The sequence below is a fragment of the Pantoea sp. Morm genome (assembly GCF_016643525.1).
Taxonomy (GTDB): domain Bacteria; phylum Pseudomonadota; class Gammaproteobacteria; order Enterobacterales; family Enterobacteriaceae; genus Pantoea; species Pantoea dispersa.
Window position 1 is genome coordinate 59,749 of sequence record NZ_VOQX01000013.1, and the last position, 20,006, is coordinate 79,754.

The window sequence follows — 20,006 nt, forward strand, 5'->3', positions numbered from 1 at the left end:
CCTTTTATGTCTGCTAATTCTCCTTTGCTGGCGGTACAAGACGTCACGCTGGCCGTGCAGGGGCGCACCTTGCTGGCGCCGGTATCACTGCAGCTGTGCGCAGGTGAAACGCTGTTGCTCACCGGCCCGTCCGGCAGCGGCAAAAGCACGTTGCTGAAAATTATTGCCTCACTGCTGGAGCCCGATAGCGGCCAGATCCTGTTTCAGCAGCGGGATATTCACACGCTGAAAGTCGAACACTATCGCCAGCAGGTCTCCTACTGTTTCCAGACACCGCAACTGTTTGGTGACACGGTCTACGATAACCTGGCGCTGCCGTGGCAGCTGCGTCAGCAACAACCGTCGCGCGAGCAGCTGGTGGCGGCGTTGCGCAGTCTGCATTTATCCGCCGACATGCTGAACAAAAACGTTGCCGGACTCTCTGGCGGTGAAAAGCAGCGGGTGGCTTTGCTGCGCAATCTGCAGTTTCTGCCACAGATTTTGTTGCTGGACGAAGTGACCAGCGCACTGGACGAGCCCAATAAACAACGGGTTAACCAGCTGATTGCCGCGCTGGTGGCGGAAAAAGGGCTGGCGGTGATCCGTATCAGCCATGACGTACAGGAGATTGATGCCGCTGAGCGTATTCTGCGGCTGACCCCACCCGCAGCGGGAGAACAGTATGAATCAGCATAATATCAGCGACAGCTCGCTGCTGCTTTCACTCATGCTGGTGCTGGTAGCGCTGCTGATTAGCCAGAAAGAGAAGCTGGGGATGAGCAAAGACATTCTGTGGAGTGTCACGCGCGCTATTATCCAGCTGGTGATCGTCGGCTACGTGCTGAAGTCAATTTTCGATGTCAATAATGACTGGCTGACGCTGCTGATGGTGCTGTTTATCTGCGTCAATGCAGCGCTGAATGCGCGCAAACGCAGCCAGCAGATCGATCATGGTTTTATCATCGCGCTGGTGGCGATTACCAGCGGTACGGCACTGACGCTAACGGTGCTGCTGCTGAGCGGCGCCATTGCCTTTGTTCCCATGCAGGTAATCCCCATTTCCGGCATGATTGCCGGTAACGCCATGGTGGCGGTCGGGCTGTGTTTCACCAATCTCAATCAGCGCTTTAGCGACAACCAGCAAAAAATCATGGAGATGCTCAGCCTGGGCGCGCCGATCAAACGCGCATCCGCCGGGCTGATGCGTGACAGTATTCGTGCCGCGATGATCCCCACCGTTGACGGCGCGAAAACGGTGGGGCTGGTAAGTCTGCCAGGCATGATGTCCGGGTTGATTTTTGCCGGGATCGATCCGGTAAAGGCCATCAAATACCAGATCATGGTGACGTTTATGCTGATTGCCACCGCCAGCCTGTCGACCATCATCGCGGCGTATCTGTCCTACCGTCGCTTTTACACCGCGCGGGCGCAGCTCAAACCGTAGATCACGCCTGAAACCGTAGCGCCACGCCGCTGGCCTGTTCCGCGCTGACCACGATGGCGTCTGGCGTTTCCTGTCAGCGACGATCAGCTAAAATCCGGGCAGGTTATCTGCGACATCAGCTGCTGATAATGCTGATGCTTGCCCATCTTCAGCGCATCAGCCGCCTGCAACAGCGCGTTGTGATTGCTCTTATCCGCCAGAAAGGTCTGCTTGATTTTTTCGTCGTCGATGGAGACCGGCACGCGGCAGTGAGTGCGCAGATCGTTGATCATGGTCTGCTGCCGCAGCGCCAGTGCCAGATTCTCATACGGCGATACCGCCAGCGCAGACGTGGCACTCAGGGTGAGCAGGGCGATCATGGCAGTGAAAGGTAATGTTTTCATTTTGCTTCTCCTTGATGAACGGAAACGGCGGCCGGGCACTGGGCGGGATCGAACACCGTACCCCAGTCCTGTTTCATATCGACAACGGTCCAGCCATAGTGCGCGGCCAGCCTGAGACCGTTAACCAGTTTGCCGCTGGCCGGCGGATGCGCATCGTAGGCGTATTCCCGCTGTGCATCGGTGTGATGCACCAGCAGCCCGAAGGTGCTGGCGGCAGGGTTGCCCGAGGTGTATTGCAGCATCGGCACATCGCCGTCGCTGTTGCCGAACGCTGCTACCGGCCGATGACCCATGAACAGATGGATGGCCACCGGTTTGGCCGCTTCATCATCATAAAATGCACCATTCATGGTTTTCCGCAACTGCGTGCCGTTGTCGCTGAGTGAAAATTCCGCAAGGGAAAACGAGCCAACCACTTGCTCAGGTGGAATGCCGTACATCTGTTCCGCCAGCACGCGCATAAAATCGATGCCGCCGCCGGAGATAATCCAGGTGCGGAAACCGTGAGCGCGCAGATAATCCAGCAGCTGGCGCATCGGCAGATAGCCCATGCGATCGTAGCGGCAGCCAAAACGCGTATCCCGCTGCGTCGCCACCCAGTTCTGCACGCGTTGTGCAAACTCATCGGTGGTGATACCGCTGTGCGTCAGTGTCAGCAAATGCATCAGCCCCTTTTTCCCGCTGGCGGCAATAGCGGCCGTGTTGTTGCTGAGCACCGCCTGCACCAGCGCATCCTGCTGCCACTGCGGATGCTACGGTGCCAGCCGTTTCACTTCATCGAGCGCAAACTGCAGCTGAAAGGTGAGCGGTGCTTCCGGCCATAGCGTGCCGTCATTATCGAACACCACGTAGCGCTGGTTAATAGGAATAAAGTCAGCGCTGCCGGCGCGGGTGGTTTCATCCACCCACTGTGTAATGGCACGCTTTGCCGCACCGTCACGCCAGGCGGAGAGATCGTCAGCCTGACTGACGCCAGCGAGGCACAGCGTGAGGCCCGCCAGTATAGAAACAGTTTTCATCGGCGACTCCTGTGATGTGGAACGAGATCGGGCAGCGCATGAATACGCCACAGGCGGCTCCACGCATGGCCGGCAAACATCAGCGCCTGACGCAGTAAATGGCGGCCAGTCCACAGCACCGCGACGAGGAGAACCACGGTTGCGGCGAGCAGCAGCCACTGCCACCAGGGGCGTTCAGGCCCGGCACGCAGCACCTGTTCGCTGCCGGCCGTGCGCGCAGGCAGAATGTCATAGTGATGGGCGGGCAGCGTGGCGAGCTGCCATGTCTGTTGTCGGGTATCCCACCAGCGCAGCTGCACCGGCGGCAGCGTCAGGCTGCCGGCGATGTCCGGCAGATAGCGCAGCCGCTCGCGTCGCTGGCTGCCAGTGATTTCACCGCGTCCGCTGGTCAGGACGCTAACCTCGGGCGTCAGCAGCTGGGTAATGGCACCGGGCAAATCGATCAGCACCGGTGGAATCTGTCCGGAGACCACACCACTGGCCTGCAGCGTAATCTGACGTTCCACCACGTCGCCTGCGTGTAGCGCGTCGCCCTGCGCGGCACGATACAGTGTCACTTTTTCCTGCAGATGAAGCGTGGCGGCGGGCAGGAAGCGATCCGGCTGCTGCACACCCGGCGGCCAGCGCACATTTTTTTCCAGCGCTGGCAGCGTAACGGTCTGCGGCGGCTGGCCCGCGGATTGCAGGGTGATGTGCAGCGCCGGCAGCTGCAGTTTGCCCTGATCCCAGGCCATCAGCTGGCGCTCCATGCGGATGCCGCTCCAGCTGACACCGTCACGCTGACGCGATACCAGCTGATTGGGAATGGCCGCCGGCAACAGCGTGCCGTTGCTGACCGGGAAGTCAGGCCACTGTGGCGGCGGGTTAAACCAGCTATCGGTCCAGTAGGTTACCGCGACGCGCAGCGGCTGACCCGGCACCAAACGGTCATCGCCAACCAGCTCGCGCGTGATGTCCATCGCGGCGCGCGCGGGCCCGGTCAGCAGCAACAGGCAAATCAGCAGCGTTCTCATGGTGACTCCTGACGATAGAGATTTTCCAGCAGGCCACCGGGCGACAGGCTGAGATTGTCGTACCACTGACTGACCTGCGGTGCCGCGTGACCTGCAGGCTGCATGACCTGCTGCGCGACGCCCTGCTGTTTGTGCAGGTCTTTTTTGCTGCCGTCAGGATCGTAATCCTGCTCTTTTCCCTGTGCCGCCTGGCGATCGCGCTCCTGCTGACGAAGCTGCATCACAATGCGCGCGATGCTGGCGCGATTTTGCTGTGCCATTCGCCAGTCGGGACGCAGGCTCAGCGCCTGATCGTAATGCTGCAGCGCCTGCTGCCACTGTTTCTGCTGCGCCAGGCTGTTGCCCAGCCACAGCAGCGATTCAGGCGTCACGGGTGCCTGACGAAAAGCGCCGCTGGCGTCGGAAAAATCACCGGCATAGTAGAGCGCAATGCCGCGGCGCAGCGGATCAACATAGTGCTGCGCCGCGCGCGCGTAATCCTGCCGTTGAAAGGCATGTTGCCCTTGCAGGTCGGGCGGGATAAACGCATCCAGCAGCGCGGCGGCGGCCGGCGGCGTTATCCCACTGAGCGGCAATACAATCAGCACTATCAGTATCTGACGACGCCACCACAGCAGCAGCAACAACATCGGCGCAATCAGCCAGTAGCCGCTGTTGTGCCACGGCAGATCCTCGCGACTGTTTTGCTGGGCGCTGAGGCTTTGCTGAATATGGTGCCTGATGGCAGGCAGATCGCTGTCATCGGGGGTGGCGAGCGTAACCGCCACGCCGTTGTCGCGTAGCTGCTGGAAGCGCGCCACGTTGAGGCGGGTATCAATAGCCTGACTGGCGAAAGCGGGCGGCAAGGGGCCGCCGGGCGCGGTGCCGGGCACCCACAGCTGCAGCGGCAGCGAGGTCTGGCTGAGCAACCGGGCATCTTCCTGGCGCAACGTATCGGCCACCAGCACAATGCTGCGCGGCGTGTCCGGCATATTATCATCGGCAAGCCTGAGAGCGGCCGCCAGGCCATTGCCCTGACCGTCCGGCAGTAACGTTGGCTGCTGCGCCTGCAAGAACAGCGAGTAAAAGGCCGGATCGTTGGTCAGCGGCGTGGTCAGCCAGGCACCGCCGCGATACACCACCAGACCAAAGTGGCTACCCGGCATCTGCTGCATCAGCTGAGCGATCTTATGCTGCATGCGCTGATGCCGGTCGGGCGGGAGATCCTGCGCCAGCATGCTGAGATCCTGTTGCAGAATCACCATCACGTTACTTTGCGGCGTAACGCCGCCCGGCAACGCCTTCTGCCATGACGGCCCTGCCAGCGCCAGCACGCCGAGCGCCAGCAGCCACGGAACGGGTGACAACCGCTGCAGTCGCTTACCGGTAATCAGGGCGTGAAACGGCGCTGTCATAATGCGCTGCCAGGCGCTGCGCGGCGCGCGCAATAGCCACGCCAGTGCCAGACAAATCAGCAGCCCGGACAGCCACCACGGATGCATAAAATGAAAGCCATTCATGCTGCACGCTCCCGCAGGCGCGCCAGCAACAACGCCGCGGTTAACAGCGCCAGCGCCGCGCCGAGCGGCCAGGCAAACAGCGGTCGCGTAAACGACAGACCGAGCGTCGCCACCTGCGCGGGCATTTGGGCGTCAATGGTTTGCCAGACACGTTGCAGTGCGCTGCCTGAGGTAGCCGCCTGAAACGCACTACCGCCTGTGATGCGGGCAATATCCTGCATCAGCGCGCTATCGACTTTGTCCTCGCCGCTGGCGTTAATATCGCCAAAGGCGATGGTATCAACCTGCACCTGATGCTCTGCTGCCAGCTGCGCAGCGAGGGCGGGCGGCAGCTGTGAAGCGGTATCGTTGCCGTCGGTAAGTAAAATCACCATGCGGCTGGCGTCCTGTTCCAGGCTGCTGTCCAGCAGTTTGACCGCTACCCCCAGCGCATCGCCGATGGCGGTTTGCTGGCCCACCATGCCGGGTGCCAGCTGGTTGATGCGCGCCAGCAGTGCCTGCTTATCGGCGCTGATCGGCGCAAACGGCCACGCCTGACTGGCAAAAATCACCAGCCCGATGCGATCGCGGGTTCGCTGGAGCACAAAATTGTGCACCGAGCGCTGCACCGCCTGCAGGCGAGTGGTGCCCGCGCCGGCGTCGTTTTTCGCCATCGAACCGGAAACATCCAGCACCAGCACCACATTGCGCATCGGCTTATGCTGTAGCTGCGGTGGCAACAGCAGCTCAGGGCGCGCCAGCGCGGCCAGTAACAGCAGCCACACCAGCCAGAACAGCAGCGTTTGAGACCAGCGGCTGGCCGGTGGGGCATTCTCCAGACGCAACTCCCTCACCAGTTCCGGCAGGAACGGCACGCGCACCTCTTCGCTGACCGGCTGGCGTGGCGGTAGCAGAAAGCGCGTCAGCAGCGGCAGCGGCAGCAGGAGCCAGACCCACGGCCAGGCAAAATCGAAGCGGGTAAGCAGTTCAGACATCGGGCAGTGCCTCCAGCCAGCGCCGCAGTTGGCTGCGCAGGCGCTGCATTTCATCAGGCGACAGGCTATTGTCCGACTGGCAGTAACCGTCAAGCAGCCGCTGATAGGTTGCAGCATCCAGCGGTAGCTCCTGCAGTAACTGGCTGAGGCTCAGTTCACTGACCTGAGCACGTGGCTGGTGCACCAGCCGCACCCGCTTAATCAGCCGCAGCCAGCTATCAATGCTGTTGTCGTGACGTAAAACCTGACGCGCTTCACGCCGCCAGCGGTTGCGCCGCCAGCGCGCTGTGCGCCACAGGGCCAGCAGCACAAGCAGGGCCGTTAACGCGCCCGCCAGCCACCACCAGCCCGCAGGCAGCGGCAGCCAGGAGCCCGCGGGCGGCAGGTCAGGATGCAGTAGTGGCGGAACGCTAAAGCCTTTTTCCAGCATTCTCGTCGCCCTGCGTCAGCTGACGCCATAACGGTTCACTCACCACAATGTGCTGCACGCGGATGCCGAGCCGCAGCAGTCGCGTCTGCTGCTGTGCCAGCCGGGCGGTGACCCGCTCGCTAATCTGCTGACGCAACGCGGGCGAAAGCGGCAGCGTAACGTGCTGATGCTGGTAATGCGCGGCGAGATAGCCCTGATGCGGAAGCCGCAGATGCAGATCGTCGAGCAGCACAAAGGCGGTGATATCACACCGGCGCGCCAGCGCCGCCAGCAGCGCGTCACTCTGAGCGTCAAGATCGTGGAAATCGCTGATCAGTGCCAGCCAGCTTCCGGCAGGCACCTGAGCGCGGATACGTTGCAGCACCTGATGGAGTGGCAGACTGCTGGCGGGCTCCTGCGGATAGCGCGCCGGCAGCTGATTATTCATTTGATGCAGGTCGTTCAGGCACGGCGCCAGGGCGAGTTTCGGCGAGCGGCAGCGCTGCAATCTCAGGGAATCATCGCTGAACACGGCGGCCCCGAGACGATCGCCATCGTGCCAGCTACGCCACGCCAGCAGCGCTGCCAGATGGGCGGCGGCGACCGATTTGGTGTGCCCGCGTGTGGCGAAATACATATCCAGGCGCTGATCGACCAGCAGAAATACCGGCCGCTCGCGCTCTTCGTTATACAAGCGCACCCAGGGTGTGCGCAGACGCGCGGTGGCCTGCCAGTCGATCAGCCGCACATCATCGCCCGGCTGATAGCGGCGCCGGCTGTCAACATTGAGTCCGCGTCCCTGCTGACGCGACACGCGCTCGCCGGCCATCGCGCCGGGTGGCAGCTGAGCCGGCGGATTGCGCAGCTGCTGCGCTGCACCCGCCAGCGCCAGCAGGCCGGGCAGGGTGACGGCCAGTGCGGTATCCGTCATGCGACCACCGCATCCAGCAGCATGCGCACCACGTCATCGGCGGTCACCTGGTCGGCGCTGGCCTGATAACTCAGCAGCAGACGATGCCGCAGCACGGCCGGGGCAATGCGCTGAATATCGTCCGGCAACACCGCATCACGCCCTTCGAGCCACGCCTGCGCGCGCCCGGCGCGGTCCAGTGCCAGCGTGCCGCGCGGGCTGATACCCAGCGCCACATAACTGGCAAAGGTGTCGCTGACCTGCTGCGGCTGGCGCGTCATTTCCACCAGCGAGACGATGTAATCTTCCACCGTGGGCGCGACGTAAATGTCGGAGATGGCCTGCCAGCAGCAACCCATATCCGCCTGGCTGATTTTCACCGGCGGCGGCGCAGCGGCGCTGACGGCAGAGGTGTCCTGTTCGCGATATTTTGCCTGCTGTTCGGCGCGCACCAGCTGCATCACGCGCTGTTCATTCTCTTTCGAGGGATAGTGCACCAGCACTTTCATCAGGAAGCGATCCAGCTGCGCTTCCGGCAGAGGCCAGGTGCCTTCCTGATCAACCGGGTTTTGCGTCGCCAGCACCATAAATACGCCGGGCAGCGGCCAGCTGTTGCCCGCCACCGTGACATGACGCTCCTCCATGGCTTCCAGCAACGCCGACTGCACGCGGGCCGAGGCGCGGTTGATCTCATCGGCCAGAATCAGGTTGCCGAACACCGGGCCTGGCCGGAAACGAAACTGCTCCTCTTCACGCGTGGCGTGTTGCTGATAAATTTCGCTGCCGGTGATATCCGAGGGCAGCAGATCCGGTGTGAACTGAATACGGCTGAAGTCGCCTTCAATGTGGCGCGCCAGCTCACGCACCGCACGGGTTTTGGCCAGTCCGGGCAGTCCTTCCAGCAGAACGTGGCCGTCGCACAGCAGCGCGATAATCAGCATGCGCACCAGCTCTGGCTGACCCAGCACCTGCTGGTTCATGCTCGCTTCCAGGTCGAGAAACCGTTGCCGCAGGGTCATTGCGTCACTCCCTGTTTTTCCCGCTCAAGCAGCGTGGCGATACCTACCAGGATCGGCTGAGCATAGGAAAAAAACGCTTTGATGCCGGGACAGAGATAGTTAAGGCCGGGTTCACCCTCTGCGCTGCGCACGATGCGGTTTTTCGGGCATTCGCCCCAGCATAATTTGAGGTAAGGACAGCGTTTGCAGACGGCGGGCAGGGAGTCGCGTTTCCCGAGGCCAAACGCTTTTTGCCGTTCGGAAAACGCCAGGTGCGCCAGTTTAGTGTTGGCAATATTGCCCAGCTGATACTCCGGATAGACGTAGTGATCGCAGGCATAGATATCACCGTTTTGTTCAATGGCGAGGCCCTTGCCGCAGAACTCTGAGGTCACGCAGATCTGGCCCGGCAGGCCCAGGGTTTGCGCCACTGCCGTTTCAAACAGGTTAACCTGTACGCGGCCTAAATCATTGTTGACCCACTCTTCAAACACGGCGATGAGAAAGCGTCCCCAGTCATCGGGATCGACCGACCAGTCGGTCACCACCGAGTCGAGATCGCCCGGCCGCGCGCGGCGGGAACCGCTCACCGGGATGCTGTCATCGCGCCAGAACTGCGGCGCGGTTTGGGTAAAATCGACCGGCTCGACGCAGGGATTGAATTGCAGATAGGTCGCGCCCAGTTCGCGCGTGAGAAAGCGGTACACCTGCAGCGGAAAGCGTGCATTGGTCCGGTTGACCGTGACCAGCGCGTTGAACGGCACGCCGTGGCGTTGCAGCGCCGCCACACCCGCCATCACTTTGTCGAAAGTCGGTTTACCGCTGCGTGTTACGCGATAGCGATCGTGCAACTCGCGCGGGCCATCAATCGACAGCCCGACCAGAAAGTGATGCTGCTTCAGAAAGCGCGCCCAGCTATCGTTCAGCAGGATGCCATTGGTTTGCAGATCATTCTCGATGCGTTGTCCTGGCTTCTGATACTTTTGCTGCAGCGCCACCACCTTTTCGAACCACGGCAACCCCATCAGCGTCGGTTCACCGCCTTGCCAGGAGAACACCACCTGATCGCCATCCTGACTATCAATGTACTGGCGAATATAGTTTTCCAGCACTTCATCGGACATGCCGCTGTGATGATCCTGCTGCAGCAGCTGCTCTTTATGCAGGTAAAAACAGTAGTTGCAGTCGATATTGCAGCGCGAGCCGGTGGGTTTGGCCATTACGTGAAAGCGGCGTTTATACGCCGGGCCGATGCCGTTGTATTTTTCCGCCGAGGGCAACGGGCGAACCGGCAGTGTGGTGCTGTATTTCATCAATGCCTCCGAATACCGGGCACGGCGTGCCCGGCTGTGAGTGATAACTCAGTTGGTGGCCGGGCTGCCTTCGTCAATCAGTTTCTGCACATCCGAAACGGTGAAAGATCCGGGTTTCTGACGAGGCGGGAACTCTTTGAAGCTTTGCAGCATTTCTGCGGCATATTTCTGCGCGCCACCCAGCAGGAACAGACGGTCATAGAACCAGTGGTTGTAATCCATACCGCTGTCACCGCGCTCCAGCGGGTCGATCTCCAGGTCGAAGATCAGTGGCGTGCGCAGTTTAACGAACGGATATTTCCACAGGTCGAGGCCGGTGTGTTCCTGAATCATGAAATGCGCTTTCCAGCGACCGTAGCGCATCGCTAACAGATCGCCGTCATCGCTCCAGTAGAAGAACTCATTACGCTGGTCGGGCCCTTTGCCCTGCAGGAAATCCAGCTGGTTGTAACCGTCCAGATGCACTTTGTAGGTCATGGCGCTGGTCTTATAGCCTTTCAGCAGCTGCTGTTTGATATCCGGCACGCCCGCTGCGGCAACCAGCGTCGGGAACCAGTCGTTGCTGCCGAAAATATCGTTGATCATCGTGCCGGGCTTAATATGCCCCGGCCATTTGATCATCGCGGGGACGCGGAACCCGCCCTCCCAGCCGGTATTTTTCTCACCGCGGAATGGCGTCATGCCGGCATCAGGCCAGGTGGCGATCATCGGACCGTTGTCGGTGGTGTAAATCACGATGGTGTTATCTTCGATACCCAGGTCTTTAATTTTCTTCAGCACCTCGCCGATCATTTTATCGTGCTCAACCATGCCGTCCGCGTAGTCGCCGAGGCCGGTCACGCCCTGATCCTGCGGTTTAATGTGCGTTTTGTTGTGCATGCGCGTGGTGTTGAACCAGGTAAAAAACGGTTTGCCCGCTTTGACCTGACGCTCCATGAAATCGTTGTTGGCGGCGAGGAACTCTTCATCCACCGTGCCCATACGTTTCACGTTCAGTGGCCCGGTATCTTCAACCTTGCCATCCGCGCTGGCTTTAATGACGCCGCGCGGACCGAACTGTTTACGGTACTCAGGATCTTTCGGATAGTCCGGGTTCTCCGGTTCTTCTTCGGCGTTCAGGTGATACAGATTGCCAAAGAACTCGTCGAAACCGTGTGCGGTAGGCAGGAATTCATTGCGATCGCCCAGATGGTTTTTACCAAACTGACCGGTGGCATAGCCGAGCTGTTTCAGGATCGAGGCAATGGTCGGATCTTCTTTCTGCAGGCCCTGCGGCGCACCTGGCATACCGACTTTACTCATGCCGGTGCGGAACGGCATCTGCCCGGTGATAAACGACGAGCGTCCGGCGGTGGAGCTTTGCTCGGCGTAATACGAGGTGAATTTGGCGCCCTCGGCGGCAATACTGTCGATGTTGGGCGTTTTGTATCCCATGGTACCCTGGTTATAGGAACTGATGTTCCAGTAGCCAATGTCATCGCCAAAAATCACCACGATGTTAGGCTTGCCCGAATTTTGCTCGGGCGCGGTAGAGGGCGTCGGGGATTGAGGAGCCGCATGGGCGCTCCAGGAACAGCAGGCCACAGATAGCATGGACGCTAATAGTGACTTGCTAAAAGGTAATCTGGACATTTCTGCACTCCGATAATTGTATTCCGACCAGGTCAGAATTTTTCCGACCGAATAAGTGCTGCGCAGACGGTTATTTCCTCCTTACCCTGAAAGGACGGCAGATGAATAAACGCATCTTTTTGATAGCTATTTCCCGGTGCGGAATGGCGGTGCTCAGTCAGTCTGATTATCTGTGATTTTAAATAGTTTTTATTAAAGCGTGGCCCGCTGCACGCAGGCTGCGTGCAGGCGAAAAATATGCGGTGTGCGAGAGGATATAAGTAACCAAGGTATAAAAATGCAAAAAATGAGCAGGCTGTGTATCTGGTTATGTAGCAACCATAGCGGCTCATAACTGGAATGCCAAGTGCTATTTTAAAAATGTGAGCGGCAGAGTGATTTTTTTCTGCTGTATCGCACTGCTCCGCATTTCGTCTAGGGAATTTCTTATTTTGAATAAGCTTAAAATAACTTAATATATTGTATTATATGAATAAATTTTCTGTGGGCTGAAAGTGGCTGGTTATTTTTTACGAGGCGGGTCATATTTTTCAGCGTTCAGGTTTGCGTTATTTTTATGGCTCACCTAAGCCTTAAAAGGCCATCCGGAACGGGATGGAATCAATTAATCTGGGGTGATTTATGAAAAAAATTACGGTAGCAATAATGTCATTGCTGGTGGCGTCAACTTTCTCTTTATCGGCTCTGGCAGCGCAGGAGATTACTAAAGAAGAGGCTAAGCAGTATCAGGAAGTTGGTAAGGTTAGTACCAATAATGAATACAGTTCACCGGCAGAGGCCATGGCTGAAATCTCGAAAAAGGCCGATGAGATGGGGGGTAAATATTTTGTGATCACCTCCGGCAAAGAAGGCAAGAAAATACAGGGTACGGCAACAGTGTATAAATAATAAATTATACGCTGCAAATCAGGCGTCATAGTCATTGCAACAGGCCGTTTTAATAACGGCCTGTTGTCGTGTTTCTATTTCTACAGTAAGCGATGAGATTAAGATCTGGTTCGCTTGCCAGGTCGTCAGCAGGCAATCTACTCCGACAATGCTTTCATAGCTGAAACCGCAGCGCCACGCCGCTGGCCTGTTCCGCGCTGACCACGATGGCATCCGACTCTTCGCGAAAAGGCACATCGCCCAGCAGCAGGCTGGCTTTCACCCTGCGTAAGTCGCTGCTGCGTAGCGTCAGCGCGGCCATACGCGCACTGCCGTCATAATCGGGCGGCAGGCCGGTAAAGCGCTGCGTCACATAGTGCGCAGCGGCAAAGCGCACGGTGGCCACGCCCGCTTTCAGCACAAACGCGCCCTGCTGGCAGGCGGTGAGCTTATCGGCACCAAATAAACGACTGTAGGGCAGCGCGGCGGCTGCCGGATCCTGTGCCACCACCACAAACTCAATAATATCGGTCACCGCGTTGGGATGCTGCTGCCACACTGTCTGCCAGACCGCCTGCGGTGTCTCATGCTGGCAGAAAAAACTGCGTCCATTTGGCACCAGAGCGGGGCGCAGGCGAACGGTGCGAAAACGCGCCTGCTGTGCGCTGCCATCCGGCAACTGCACCGGCCGGTAAAAACTGGCGGCGGGATCGCCATCAATACCCTGACTTTCCAGATAGCGCCACACCGCATCGGCATCGCCGGTTTTCCATACCAGACCGCTCAGGCCCGCCGGTGCCTGCCAGATATCCTGACGCTGGTGCGCACGCCCGGCTTCATAGCCCAGCAGTTCCAGATAATTATCACCAAACACCGCCAGATGATTACTGGAGCCCAGCGAGTGATGGCCGCGTGGCGTGAGCTGGAAACCGAGCCGGCGATACAGCGCGCTGGCGTCATCCAGCCGATCGGCAACATTGATCACTGCATGATCGAGCTGTGGAACGGGTACCGGTATCGCCATTATCTGCCTCCTGGTTCGCATCATTACGATGACCGCGGTGTCGCGCTGCGTTCGGCTTCGCGTTGCGGTTGCCAGGCAAGCTGCACTTCGGCGCCGAACGCCCGGGCAATATGGCTGACCAGCGTCGCGGCCTGCGCCGATGATCGCTGGCGCGCGCTGGCATCCTCGCTGTGCAGCACGCCTTCCACGACGACCTCTGGCGGCAGCACGTTCCAGCTGTTGCCACCCTGAAAGCGGGTGACATCCAGTCCGGCGGCCGCCAGCGCGCTGACGATGTGGCTGCCGGTAACGATACTGTCGATGCCCTCATGGGGACGTGCAGCGTGAGCGCCTTTGCCGTGAATGGTGATATGAAAATGGTCAGTAAACGCTGCCGGTGTGGCAGATAACGTGTGTGTCATGGTCATCCCTGCGGCTGTTCAGGTAAGAAAGGTTCGCCCAGCGTTAGCATCAGGCGGTTGGCCCAGGCAAAAAACGCGGCGGACTGGATCAGGTCCAGCAGCTGCAGCGTATCCAGCCCGTGCTCGCGCAGCGCCTGCAGCTGGGTCTGGCTGCTGGCGACCGGGGTTAGCGATAAGGTGGCGACAAAATCGATAATCGCCGCCCAGCGCGCGGACTGGCCGTGTGCCAGCTCGGCACCCGGCGCGACATTCAGAAGTTTCTGCACCGCAGTCTCATCTTTTGACAGCTGACTGGCTTTGCGGGCATGCACGGACGCGCAGTAAATGCAGCCGTTGACTTTACTCACCACCGTGGCCGCCAGTTCACGCTCGGCGCGAGGCAAACCGCCCGGCGTGTAAAAGATGCCTTTATCCGTCAGCGTGCGTTGTTCCAGCAGCGGCAGATTGCGCGCCAGCAGACGGAAATAGTCGGACTCGCTATGACCGTTTTTTGCCAGCGTCGCCTGTTCTTCCGCCGTAAACTCGCTGAGCGGTTTGGCTGGCAGCCACGGCTCCCAGCCCAACTCCTGCTGGGTAAACGCGGTGAGCGCAGTCTGTCCGCTGGCCGTGAGCTGGGCGCTATGCCATTTGCCGGCCACCGCATGGGGCTGCGCGCGCGATGCTTCACCGCTCAGCAGGCGCAGGCCGGTCAGCAGGCGACTCTGAAAGCTGACAAATCCCACCAGCTGCGCCAGCGTGACGATGCCGCGCGGCGTCCAGCCGGCATGGCGCAGCGTGGTCAGTTGTTGCGGTGTGGCGTCGACCGGATGCAGGCTCAGCAGTTCAGCAAAGGCGCGACCGGCGGCAAAGCGCGCATCTGCCGGAGTTTCGCTGGGTTGCTGCTGATAGTGTGCCTGCAATGACGTGACGCCGTGCCAGCCGGCGACCTGCCCGGCGAGCGCGTAGCGCTGCGCCAGCGGGAAATCGTCGTCATCCTCGCCAAACAGCACCTCATAGCTGCCCTGAGCGTGTCGGGTCGCGGCCTGACGCACGTTGCGCGCCTCTGCCAGTTGCGCCGCCGGGTCGATATCGGCCAGTGCCGCCAGTAAATCTGTAGCCTGAGACATGGTTTTCTCCTGTTAAGCGGTACCCAGCGCACGCAGCGTGGGGGCAATATGTTCAGCAATTAACGCCACCGAACGCAGCGTATCGGCGTGCGGCGGATCGATAGAGTGCACCTGGAAGGTGATGTCGGTGGCGCGCGTCAGCGTGCTGTCGGCCAGCAGCGAAGCCAGCACCGCGTCGGCATCGCCGATATGCGCATCGAGCTGGCGCGCGTGGCTCTCCAGCGTGCTGCCGGTGATGTCGTGGCCCGCCTTGCGAAACTGCTCCGCCTGACGCTGCAGACCGGGTGCGGCAAGGCGGCGCGCGTAGTCGTTCGAGTCGGCAACAAACGCGGTGCGTGAAGCGAGGATGCGGGGCGCAACGCCCGACGGCAGCGCTGCGAGATAAGCATCGATCATCGGGTTTTGCAGCTGCTGCAGCGACAGGTCCGGCTGACCCACCGGCCGCGGCTGGGTGCGCGATAACATCAGCCCATGACCGGCCTGGCCGGCACGCGTCGCGCCTGCAACGGAAAAGGTGGCGATCCACACACGCTGCGCCAGCGTGGGAGCCGGCGGATAGAGATGATTGTCCGGATGGGCCAGCGTGTCGCCGCGCCATGCGCTGAGCAGCGTATGTAACTGGTCGGCAAACACGCCGGCGCGCTGTTCGCTGGTCAGGCCAAACGGCAAAAATGAGGTTGGCGTGCCGCCGGAGCCGAGCCCAATCTCCAGGCGTCCGTCGCTCAGCAGATCCAGCACCGCCGCGTCCTCGGCCACGCGCAGGGCATTTTCCAGCGGCAGGGTGATGATGCCGGTGCCGAGGCGGATATGACGGGTGTGCGCGGCCACGTGAGCAAGAAACACCAGCGGTGAGGGCAGCCCGCCTTCCTTTTCATGAAAGTGGTGCTGCGCGATCCAGGCACTGTCAAATCCGCAGCGTTCAGCGTGCTGAATTTGTTCCGTCGCCAGCCGGTAGCGCTGTTGCGCCGTGGTGTCGTCGAGCAGGCGGGTAAAAAAACCGATGCGTTTGCGCGTCATGCAGACTCCTTAATCAGCGGACGGAAAACCGGAATGGCGTCAATCAACGCGCGGGTGTAGGGATGCTGCGGCGCATTAAACAGTGTGACGGTGTCACCTTGTTCAACCACTTCGCCGGCGCGCAGCACGGTAACGCTGTGTGCCAGTCGTCGTACGGTGGCCAAATCGTGGGTGATAAACAGATAGGTGAGGCCCAGCTCGCGCTGTAACTGTTGCAGCAATTGCAGAATCTGCGCCTGCACCGTGACGTCCAGCGCTGACGTTGCCTCATCCAGCACCAGAATCGCCGGTTGCGGGATCAACGCCCGTGCGATGGCGACGCGCTGACGCTGGCCGCCGGACAGCTCGCGCGGCTTGCGCGTCAGCAGATCCAGCGGCAGTGCCACGCGCTGCGCCACCTCGTGCACCCGCTGCTGGCGTGCGGCGGCGCTGAGCGAGCCGAAGTTGCGCAGCGGTTCTTCAATGATGTTAAACAGCGTCTGGCGCGGATCGAGCGAGGCGAACGGATTCTGGTAAACAAACTGGATTTTGCGCCGTAGCTGGCGCAGCGCTTCGCCGCGCAGGCTGCTGGCATCAATGCCGTCAATCACCACTTTGCCGCGATCGGCGCGTTCAAAGCCAAGCAGAATGCGCGCCAGCGTGGTTTTGCCGGAACCGGATTCACCCACCAGCGCGTGCGTCGTGCCGCGTGGCACTGTCAGGCTGACCGCTTTCGCCACCGTCAGCGTCTGCTGCCTGCCAAGCGCAAACTGTTTATCGATGGCGTTGAGCTGAATCGCCGGTGTGGAAAAACGGGCTGCGGACGGATAAGGCAGAGCGGCAGCATCGGGCACCGCGTCCTGTAACAGCTGGCGGGTATAAGGATGCTGTGGCGCGCTGACCAGCGTCGCTGCGCTTCCCTGTTCCTGGATCTCACCGTGACGAAACACCAGCAGACGGTCAGCGCGTTCCGCAGCCAGCGCCAGGTCGTGGGTGACAAACAGCACGGCGGTGGCGAACTCACGGCGTAGCTGGTCGAGCAGATCGAGAATGCGCTTTTGCACCGTGACATCCAGCGCGCTGGTCGGCTCATCGGCGATGATCAACTGTGGTTGCAGGGCGAGGGCGATGGCAATCAGCACGCGCTGCTTCATCCCGCCAGAGAGCTGATGCGGATATTGATGCAGGCGCTGCTCCGGATGGCTCAACCCAACTTTTTGCAGCAGCTCCAGCACGCGCTGCTGGCGCGCGGTCCGGCTAAACTTCTGATGTAGCTGCAGGATCTCGCCAACCTGATCGCCAATGGTCTTCACCGGATTAAGCGAATTACCGGGATCCTGCGGCACCAGGCTGATATGCACGCCGCGCACGCTGTCCATGCGCCGGGATGACCAGCCAGCGATGTCGGTGCCGTTCAGCAGGATTTTACCGCTATCGCGCAGGGCATTGTCCGCCAGCAGACCGATAATCGCCTGGGCCGTGGTGGTTTTGCCTGAGCCGGATTCACCGACCAGCGCCACCATTTCGCCCGGCTGCAGGGTAAAGCTCACGTTATGCACCACTTCACGCCACACGCCGCGCTGGCGATAGCTGAGGCTGAGGTTTTCCACGCTCAATAGCGCTGTCATGCGTCACCTCCTGCCAGCTGACGGCTGACGCGATTCGCCGCCAGCACCACGGCGACTACCACCACGCCGGGAAAGGTAGTCAGCCACCACGCGGTAGCCAGATAGTTGCGGCCTTCGGCGATCAGCAAGCCCCATTCGGGGGTCGGTGGTGGCGTGCCATAGCCGAGAAAGCTGAGAGTTGAGAGCGCCAGAATGGCCTGACCAAACTGCAGTGCGGCGAAGGCAATCACCGCGGTCAGCGAGTTGGGGACAATGTGGCGCCACAGTACCTGCCAGAAACGGCCGCCACTGCCATAAGCCGCTTCCACATATTCACTGCGGCGTACCCGCACCACTTCGCCGCGCGCCAGCCGGGCAAAACTGGCAATCGAGGCGATGCCCACCGCCAGCGCAGCGTGCACGGTGCCAAAACCCAGCAGGATCAGCAGGCTTAATGACAGCAGCAGCGCCGGGATTGAAAGCAGCACATCCACCAGTCGCATCAGCGCCTGTTCAGTGCGGCCGCCCACGGCCCCGGCCAGGACGCCCAGCGCGGTTCCGCCAGTAAGCCCCATCGCCACCGCTGCGACCGCCGCAGAGAGCGACTGCGAGGCACCATAGACGATGCGCGCCAGCAGGTCGCGTCCAAGTTGATCGGTGCCGAGCCAGTGCGCACTGTGCGGCGCTAAGCGCTGCGCGCCGGCAATGCCTTCGGTCGGGCTATAGTGGGTAAACAGTTGCGGTGCCACGGCCGCCACAAACGCCAGCGCCAGCACCGTCCATGCCAGCCACAAGCCGGGCTGCAGGCGGCGGGCACGATCGCGCCGCAAGGCCGGCTGTCCCTGACGCGCGGTAGAGTAATCGACCAGACTCATGAATTTCCTCCGGCTACGGTTTGCAGACGTGGGTCGAACAGCGGCATCAGCAGATCGACCAGCAGGTTGATCAGTACAAACGCCAGTGCGGAGATCATTACTACCGCCTGTAACACCGCCACATCCTGATTGTTGACCGCCTGCTGGGTCAGCTGACCGATGCCGCTTAAGCCGAACACGGTTTCGGTAATCAGCGCGCCCGCGATCAATTCCCCCAGCAGCAAACCGGCCACATTGAGCACCGGCAGCAGCGCGTTGCGCATGATATGGCGCCACAGCACGTGTTGTGCGCTGGCACCTTTGGCGCGGGCCACGGCGACAAACGGCTGAGTAGCAACCTGATCGATGCTGCGCAGCAGAATCTGGGCCAGCGGGGCGGAGATGGGCACGGCGACGGTCAGCACCGGCAGAATCAGTCCCTGCAGGGGCGATGGGTTGATCACCGGAATCCAGCGCAGTTGAAAGGAGAACAGCTGAATCAGCGCGATGCCAAGCCAGAACGTCGGCAGCGAAATAAACAGTGCCGGCAGCGACTGCAATAGCGTACGCAGCAGGCGCAGCGCCGGCAGTCGCGCCAGCGCCGCCAGTGCGAAGGCCACCACGCAGGCAACGGCAAATCCGGCCAGCGCCAGCTGCAGCGTGGCGGGCATATTGCTGTGCAGCAGATCGCTGACCGGCACACCTGCCTGCACCGAGTAGCCAAAGTCACCGCGCAGCATCGCCAGCAGCGTATGCAGATACTGCTGCCAGATCGGACTATCGGCACCGTAGGCCTGGCGCATCTCTGCAATTTGCTGCGGGCTGAGACCCAGATCCGGATTCTGGAACTTGATCAGCACCGCATCGCCCGGCAGCACCTGCAGCAGCAGAAACGACAGGGTAAACGCCGCCCATAACACCAGCAGGCTTTGTCCCGCTCTATGCAGCAGTGCGTGTCGCATCATCATCCTCTCAATGTTTTTCCAGCCATGCGCCGTAGAACGACGGTCGGCCTACGGCTTCAAAACTCACGCCCTTCAGCCACGGCGCGCCGGCAAACACCTGCGGCTCTTCAAAAATCGGGATCACATAAGCCTGATCCAGCAGATAACGCTGGGCGTCTCCGGTGAGCGCCAGACGTTTCGCCGGATCGACTTCGGCCGAGATCGCCACCAATAGCTTGTTGAGTTGGTCGTCACGGAAATGCCGGACTTTGTCGCTGGAGCCGCCTTTTTGCAGCAGCGCATCGCGGTTGGCGGGATAAAACATGCTCTTCACCACGTCCGGATCGGCGCGGCCCACTTCCGAGACCGTGAGCGGGGTTTTTAGCGGATCGAGGTTGTCCAGCGTGCGGCTGCCGGCGTCACCGGCTTTCACCGTGAGCTGGACGCCAACCTGACGCCACTGCTGGGCCACCAGCTGCAGCACTTCTTTGTTCTGCGGCTGCGGCAGCGATTCATACACGGTCAGGGCCAGCTTTTGCCCCGCTTTGGCGCGGATGCCGTCGCTGCCGGGCTGCCAGCCAGCCTCATCAAGCAGTTGCCTGGCGCGGGCGGGATCATATTTCAGTTTGTCCGC

At 60.7% G+C, this 20,006-nt stretch carries 20 protein-coding genes and 1 pseudogene; 3 read left to right on the plus strand and 18 right to left on the minus strand.

The genetic code is table 11. The annotated features are described in order from the left end of the window. Nucleotides 1-6: 6 nt before the first annotated feature. Both fetA and fetB read left to right on the plus strand, forming a co-directional pair. Nucleotides 7-675, plus strand: coding sequence for an iron efflux ABC transporter ATP-binding subunit FetA (fetA, locus tag FT726_RS07105; RefSeq protein WP_346302614.1), 669 nt, complete (start codon nucleotides 7-9; stop codon nucleotides 673-675). Further along, entirely contained in the window at nucleotides 662-1,423 is a 762-nt protein-coding gene (fetB, locus tag FT726_RS07110) for an iron efflux ABC transporter permease subunit FetB (protein ID WP_058781532.1), read from the plus strand. Before fetA ends, fetB begins: the two co-directional genes overlap by 14 nt. A gap of 83 nt (nucleotides 1,424-1,506) precedes the next feature. Here fetB and FT726_RS07115 read toward each other — a convergent pair whose 3' ends face one another. The 10 genes and pseudogenes from FT726_RS07115 to FT726_RS07160 form a co-directional block, all read right to left on the minus strand. Further along, nucleotides 1,507-1,806 carry a YicS family protein gene (locus FT726_RS07115; RefSeq protein WP_282996448.1) on the minus strand — a complete coding sequence of 100 codons (300 nt, stop codon included), beginning with the start codon at nucleotides 1,804-1,806 and terminating at the stop codon, nucleotides 1,507-1,509. Continuing rightward, nucleotides 1,803-2,825 (minus strand): annotated as a pseudogene (locus tag FT726_RS07120) (HAD family hydrolase). Before FT726_RS07120 ends, FT726_RS07115 begins: the two are co-directional and overlap by 4 nt. Further along, the gene (locus FT726_RS07125; protein ID WP_346302615.1) at nucleotides 2,822-3,838 is read right to left on the minus strand and encodes an oxygen tolerance domain protein; all 1,017 of its coding nucleotides are present in this window, start codon (nucleotides 3,836-3,838) and stop codon (nucleotides 2,822-2,824) included. The pseudogene FT726_RS07120 and the gene FT726_RS07125 overlap by 4 nt, the downstream one beginning before the upstream one ends. Then, nucleotides 3,835-5,337: a VWA domain-containing protein gene (locus FT726_RS07130; protein ID WP_282996446.1), complete on the minus strand. Its 1,503-nt coding sequence runs from the start codon at nucleotides 5,335-5,337 to the stop codon at nucleotides 3,835-3,837. The genes FT726_RS07125 and FT726_RS07130 overlap by 4 nt, the downstream gene beginning before the upstream one ends. Further along, nucleotides 5,334-6,311, minus strand: a complete 978-nt coding sequence (locus FT726_RS07135) for a VWA domain-containing protein (RefSeq protein ID WP_282996445.1) — start codon at nucleotides 6,309-6,311, stop codon at nucleotides 5,334-5,336. The genes FT726_RS07130 and FT726_RS07135 overlap by 4 nt, the downstream gene beginning before the upstream one ends. Next, nucleotides 6,304-6,741 carry a DUF4381 family protein gene (locus FT726_RS07140; RefSeq protein WP_346302616.1) on the minus strand — a complete coding sequence of 146 codons (438 nt, stop codon included), beginning with the start codon at nucleotides 6,739-6,741 and terminating at the stop codon, nucleotides 6,304-6,306. The genes FT726_RS07135 and FT726_RS07140 overlap by 8 nt, the downstream gene beginning before the upstream one ends. Next, a complete protein-coding gene (locus tag FT726_RS07145) occupies nucleotides 6,722-7,651 on the minus strand; it encodes a DUF58 domain-containing protein (protein ID WP_346302617.1) in 930 nt (309 codons plus the stop codon). The genes FT726_RS07140 and FT726_RS07145 overlap by 20 nt, the downstream gene beginning before the upstream one ends. Next, complete coding sequence (locus FT726_RS07150) at nucleotides 7,648-8,649, minus strand: MoxR family ATPase (protein ID WP_059012126.1); 1,002 nt, start codon at nucleotides 8,647-8,649, stop codon at nucleotides 7,648-7,650. Before FT726_RS07150 ends, FT726_RS07145 begins: the two co-directional genes overlap by 4 nt. Beyond that, entirely contained in the window at nucleotides 8,646-9,941 is a 1,296-nt protein-coding gene (locus FT726_RS07155) for an anaerobic sulfatase maturase (RefSeq protein WP_346302618.1), read from the minus strand. The genes FT726_RS07150 and FT726_RS07155 overlap by 4 nt, the downstream gene beginning before the upstream one ends. Nucleotides 9,942-9,989: 48 nt before the next feature. After that, the gene (locus FT726_RS07160) at nucleotides 9,990-11,573 is read right to left on the minus strand and encodes an arylsulfatase (protein WP_058770243.1); all 1,584 of its coding nucleotides are present in this window, start codon (nucleotides 11,571-11,573) and stop codon (nucleotides 9,990-9,992) included. Between the two features lie 621 nt (nucleotides 11,574-12,194). Here FT726_RS07160 and FT726_RS07165 point away from each other — a divergent pair. Continuing rightward, nucleotides 12,195-12,461 (plus strand): YdgH/BhsA/McbA-like domain containing protein, encoded by a 267-nt coding sequence (locus FT726_RS07165; RefSeq protein ID WP_058770242.1) that lies wholly within the window; start codon nucleotides 12,195-12,197, stop codon nucleotides 12,459-12,461. 154 nt (nucleotides 12,462-12,615) lie between these two features. Here FT726_RS07165 and FT726_RS07170 read toward each other — a convergent pair whose 3' ends face one another. The 8 genes from FT726_RS07170 to FT726_RS07205 all read right to left on the minus strand — a co-directional run. Beyond that, on the minus strand, nucleotides 12,616-13,464 hold the full coding sequence (locus FT726_RS07170; protein ID WP_346302619.1) for a VOC family protein: 849 nt from the start codon (nucleotides 13,462-13,464) through the stop codon (nucleotides 12,616-12,618). A gap of 23 nt (nucleotides 13,465-13,487) precedes the next feature. Then, on the minus strand, nucleotides 13,488-13,865 hold the full coding sequence (locus FT726_RS07175; protein WP_288421584.1) for a peptidase dimerization domain-containing protein: 378 nt from the start codon (nucleotides 13,863-13,865) through the stop codon (nucleotides 13,488-13,490). A 2-nt stretch (nucleotides 13,866-13,867) separates the two neighbouring features. Further along, on the minus strand, nucleotides 13,868-14,971 hold the full coding sequence (locus FT726_RS07180) for an alkylhydroperoxidase domain protein (protein ID WP_346302620.1): 1,104 nt from the start codon (nucleotides 14,969-14,971) through the stop codon (nucleotides 13,868-13,870). A gap of 12 nt (nucleotides 14,972-14,983) precedes the next feature. Further along, entirely contained in the window at nucleotides 14,984-15,988 is a 1,005-nt protein-coding gene (locus tag FT726_RS07185; protein ID WP_264251796.1) for a putative FMN-dependent luciferase-like monooxygenase, read from the minus strand. Then, nucleotides 15,985-17,595: an ABC transporter ATP-binding protein gene (locus FT726_RS07190; RefSeq protein ID WP_346302621.1), complete on the minus strand. Its 1,611-nt coding sequence runs from the start codon at nucleotides 17,593-17,595 to the stop codon at nucleotides 15,985-15,987. Before FT726_RS07190 ends, FT726_RS07185 begins: the two co-directional genes overlap by 4 nt. Further along, nucleotides 17,592-18,449, minus strand: a complete 858-nt coding sequence (locus tag FT726_RS07195) for an ABC transporter permease (RefSeq protein ID WP_021509051.1) — start codon at nucleotides 18,447-18,449, stop codon at nucleotides 17,592-17,594. Before FT726_RS07195 ends, FT726_RS07190 begins: the two co-directional genes overlap by 4 nt. Then, nucleotides 18,446-19,390, minus strand: a complete 945-nt coding sequence (locus FT726_RS07200; RefSeq protein WP_288421732.1) for an ABC transporter permease — start codon at nucleotides 19,388-19,390, stop codon at nucleotides 18,446-18,448. Before FT726_RS07200 ends, FT726_RS07195 begins: the two co-directional genes overlap by 4 nt. A gap of 10 nt (nucleotides 19,391-19,400) precedes the next feature. Further along, nucleotides 19,401-20,006 (minus strand): ABC transporter substrate-binding protein (locus FT726_RS07205; RefSeq protein WP_346302622.1); only part of this gene is annotated, 606 nt, incomplete at its 5' end.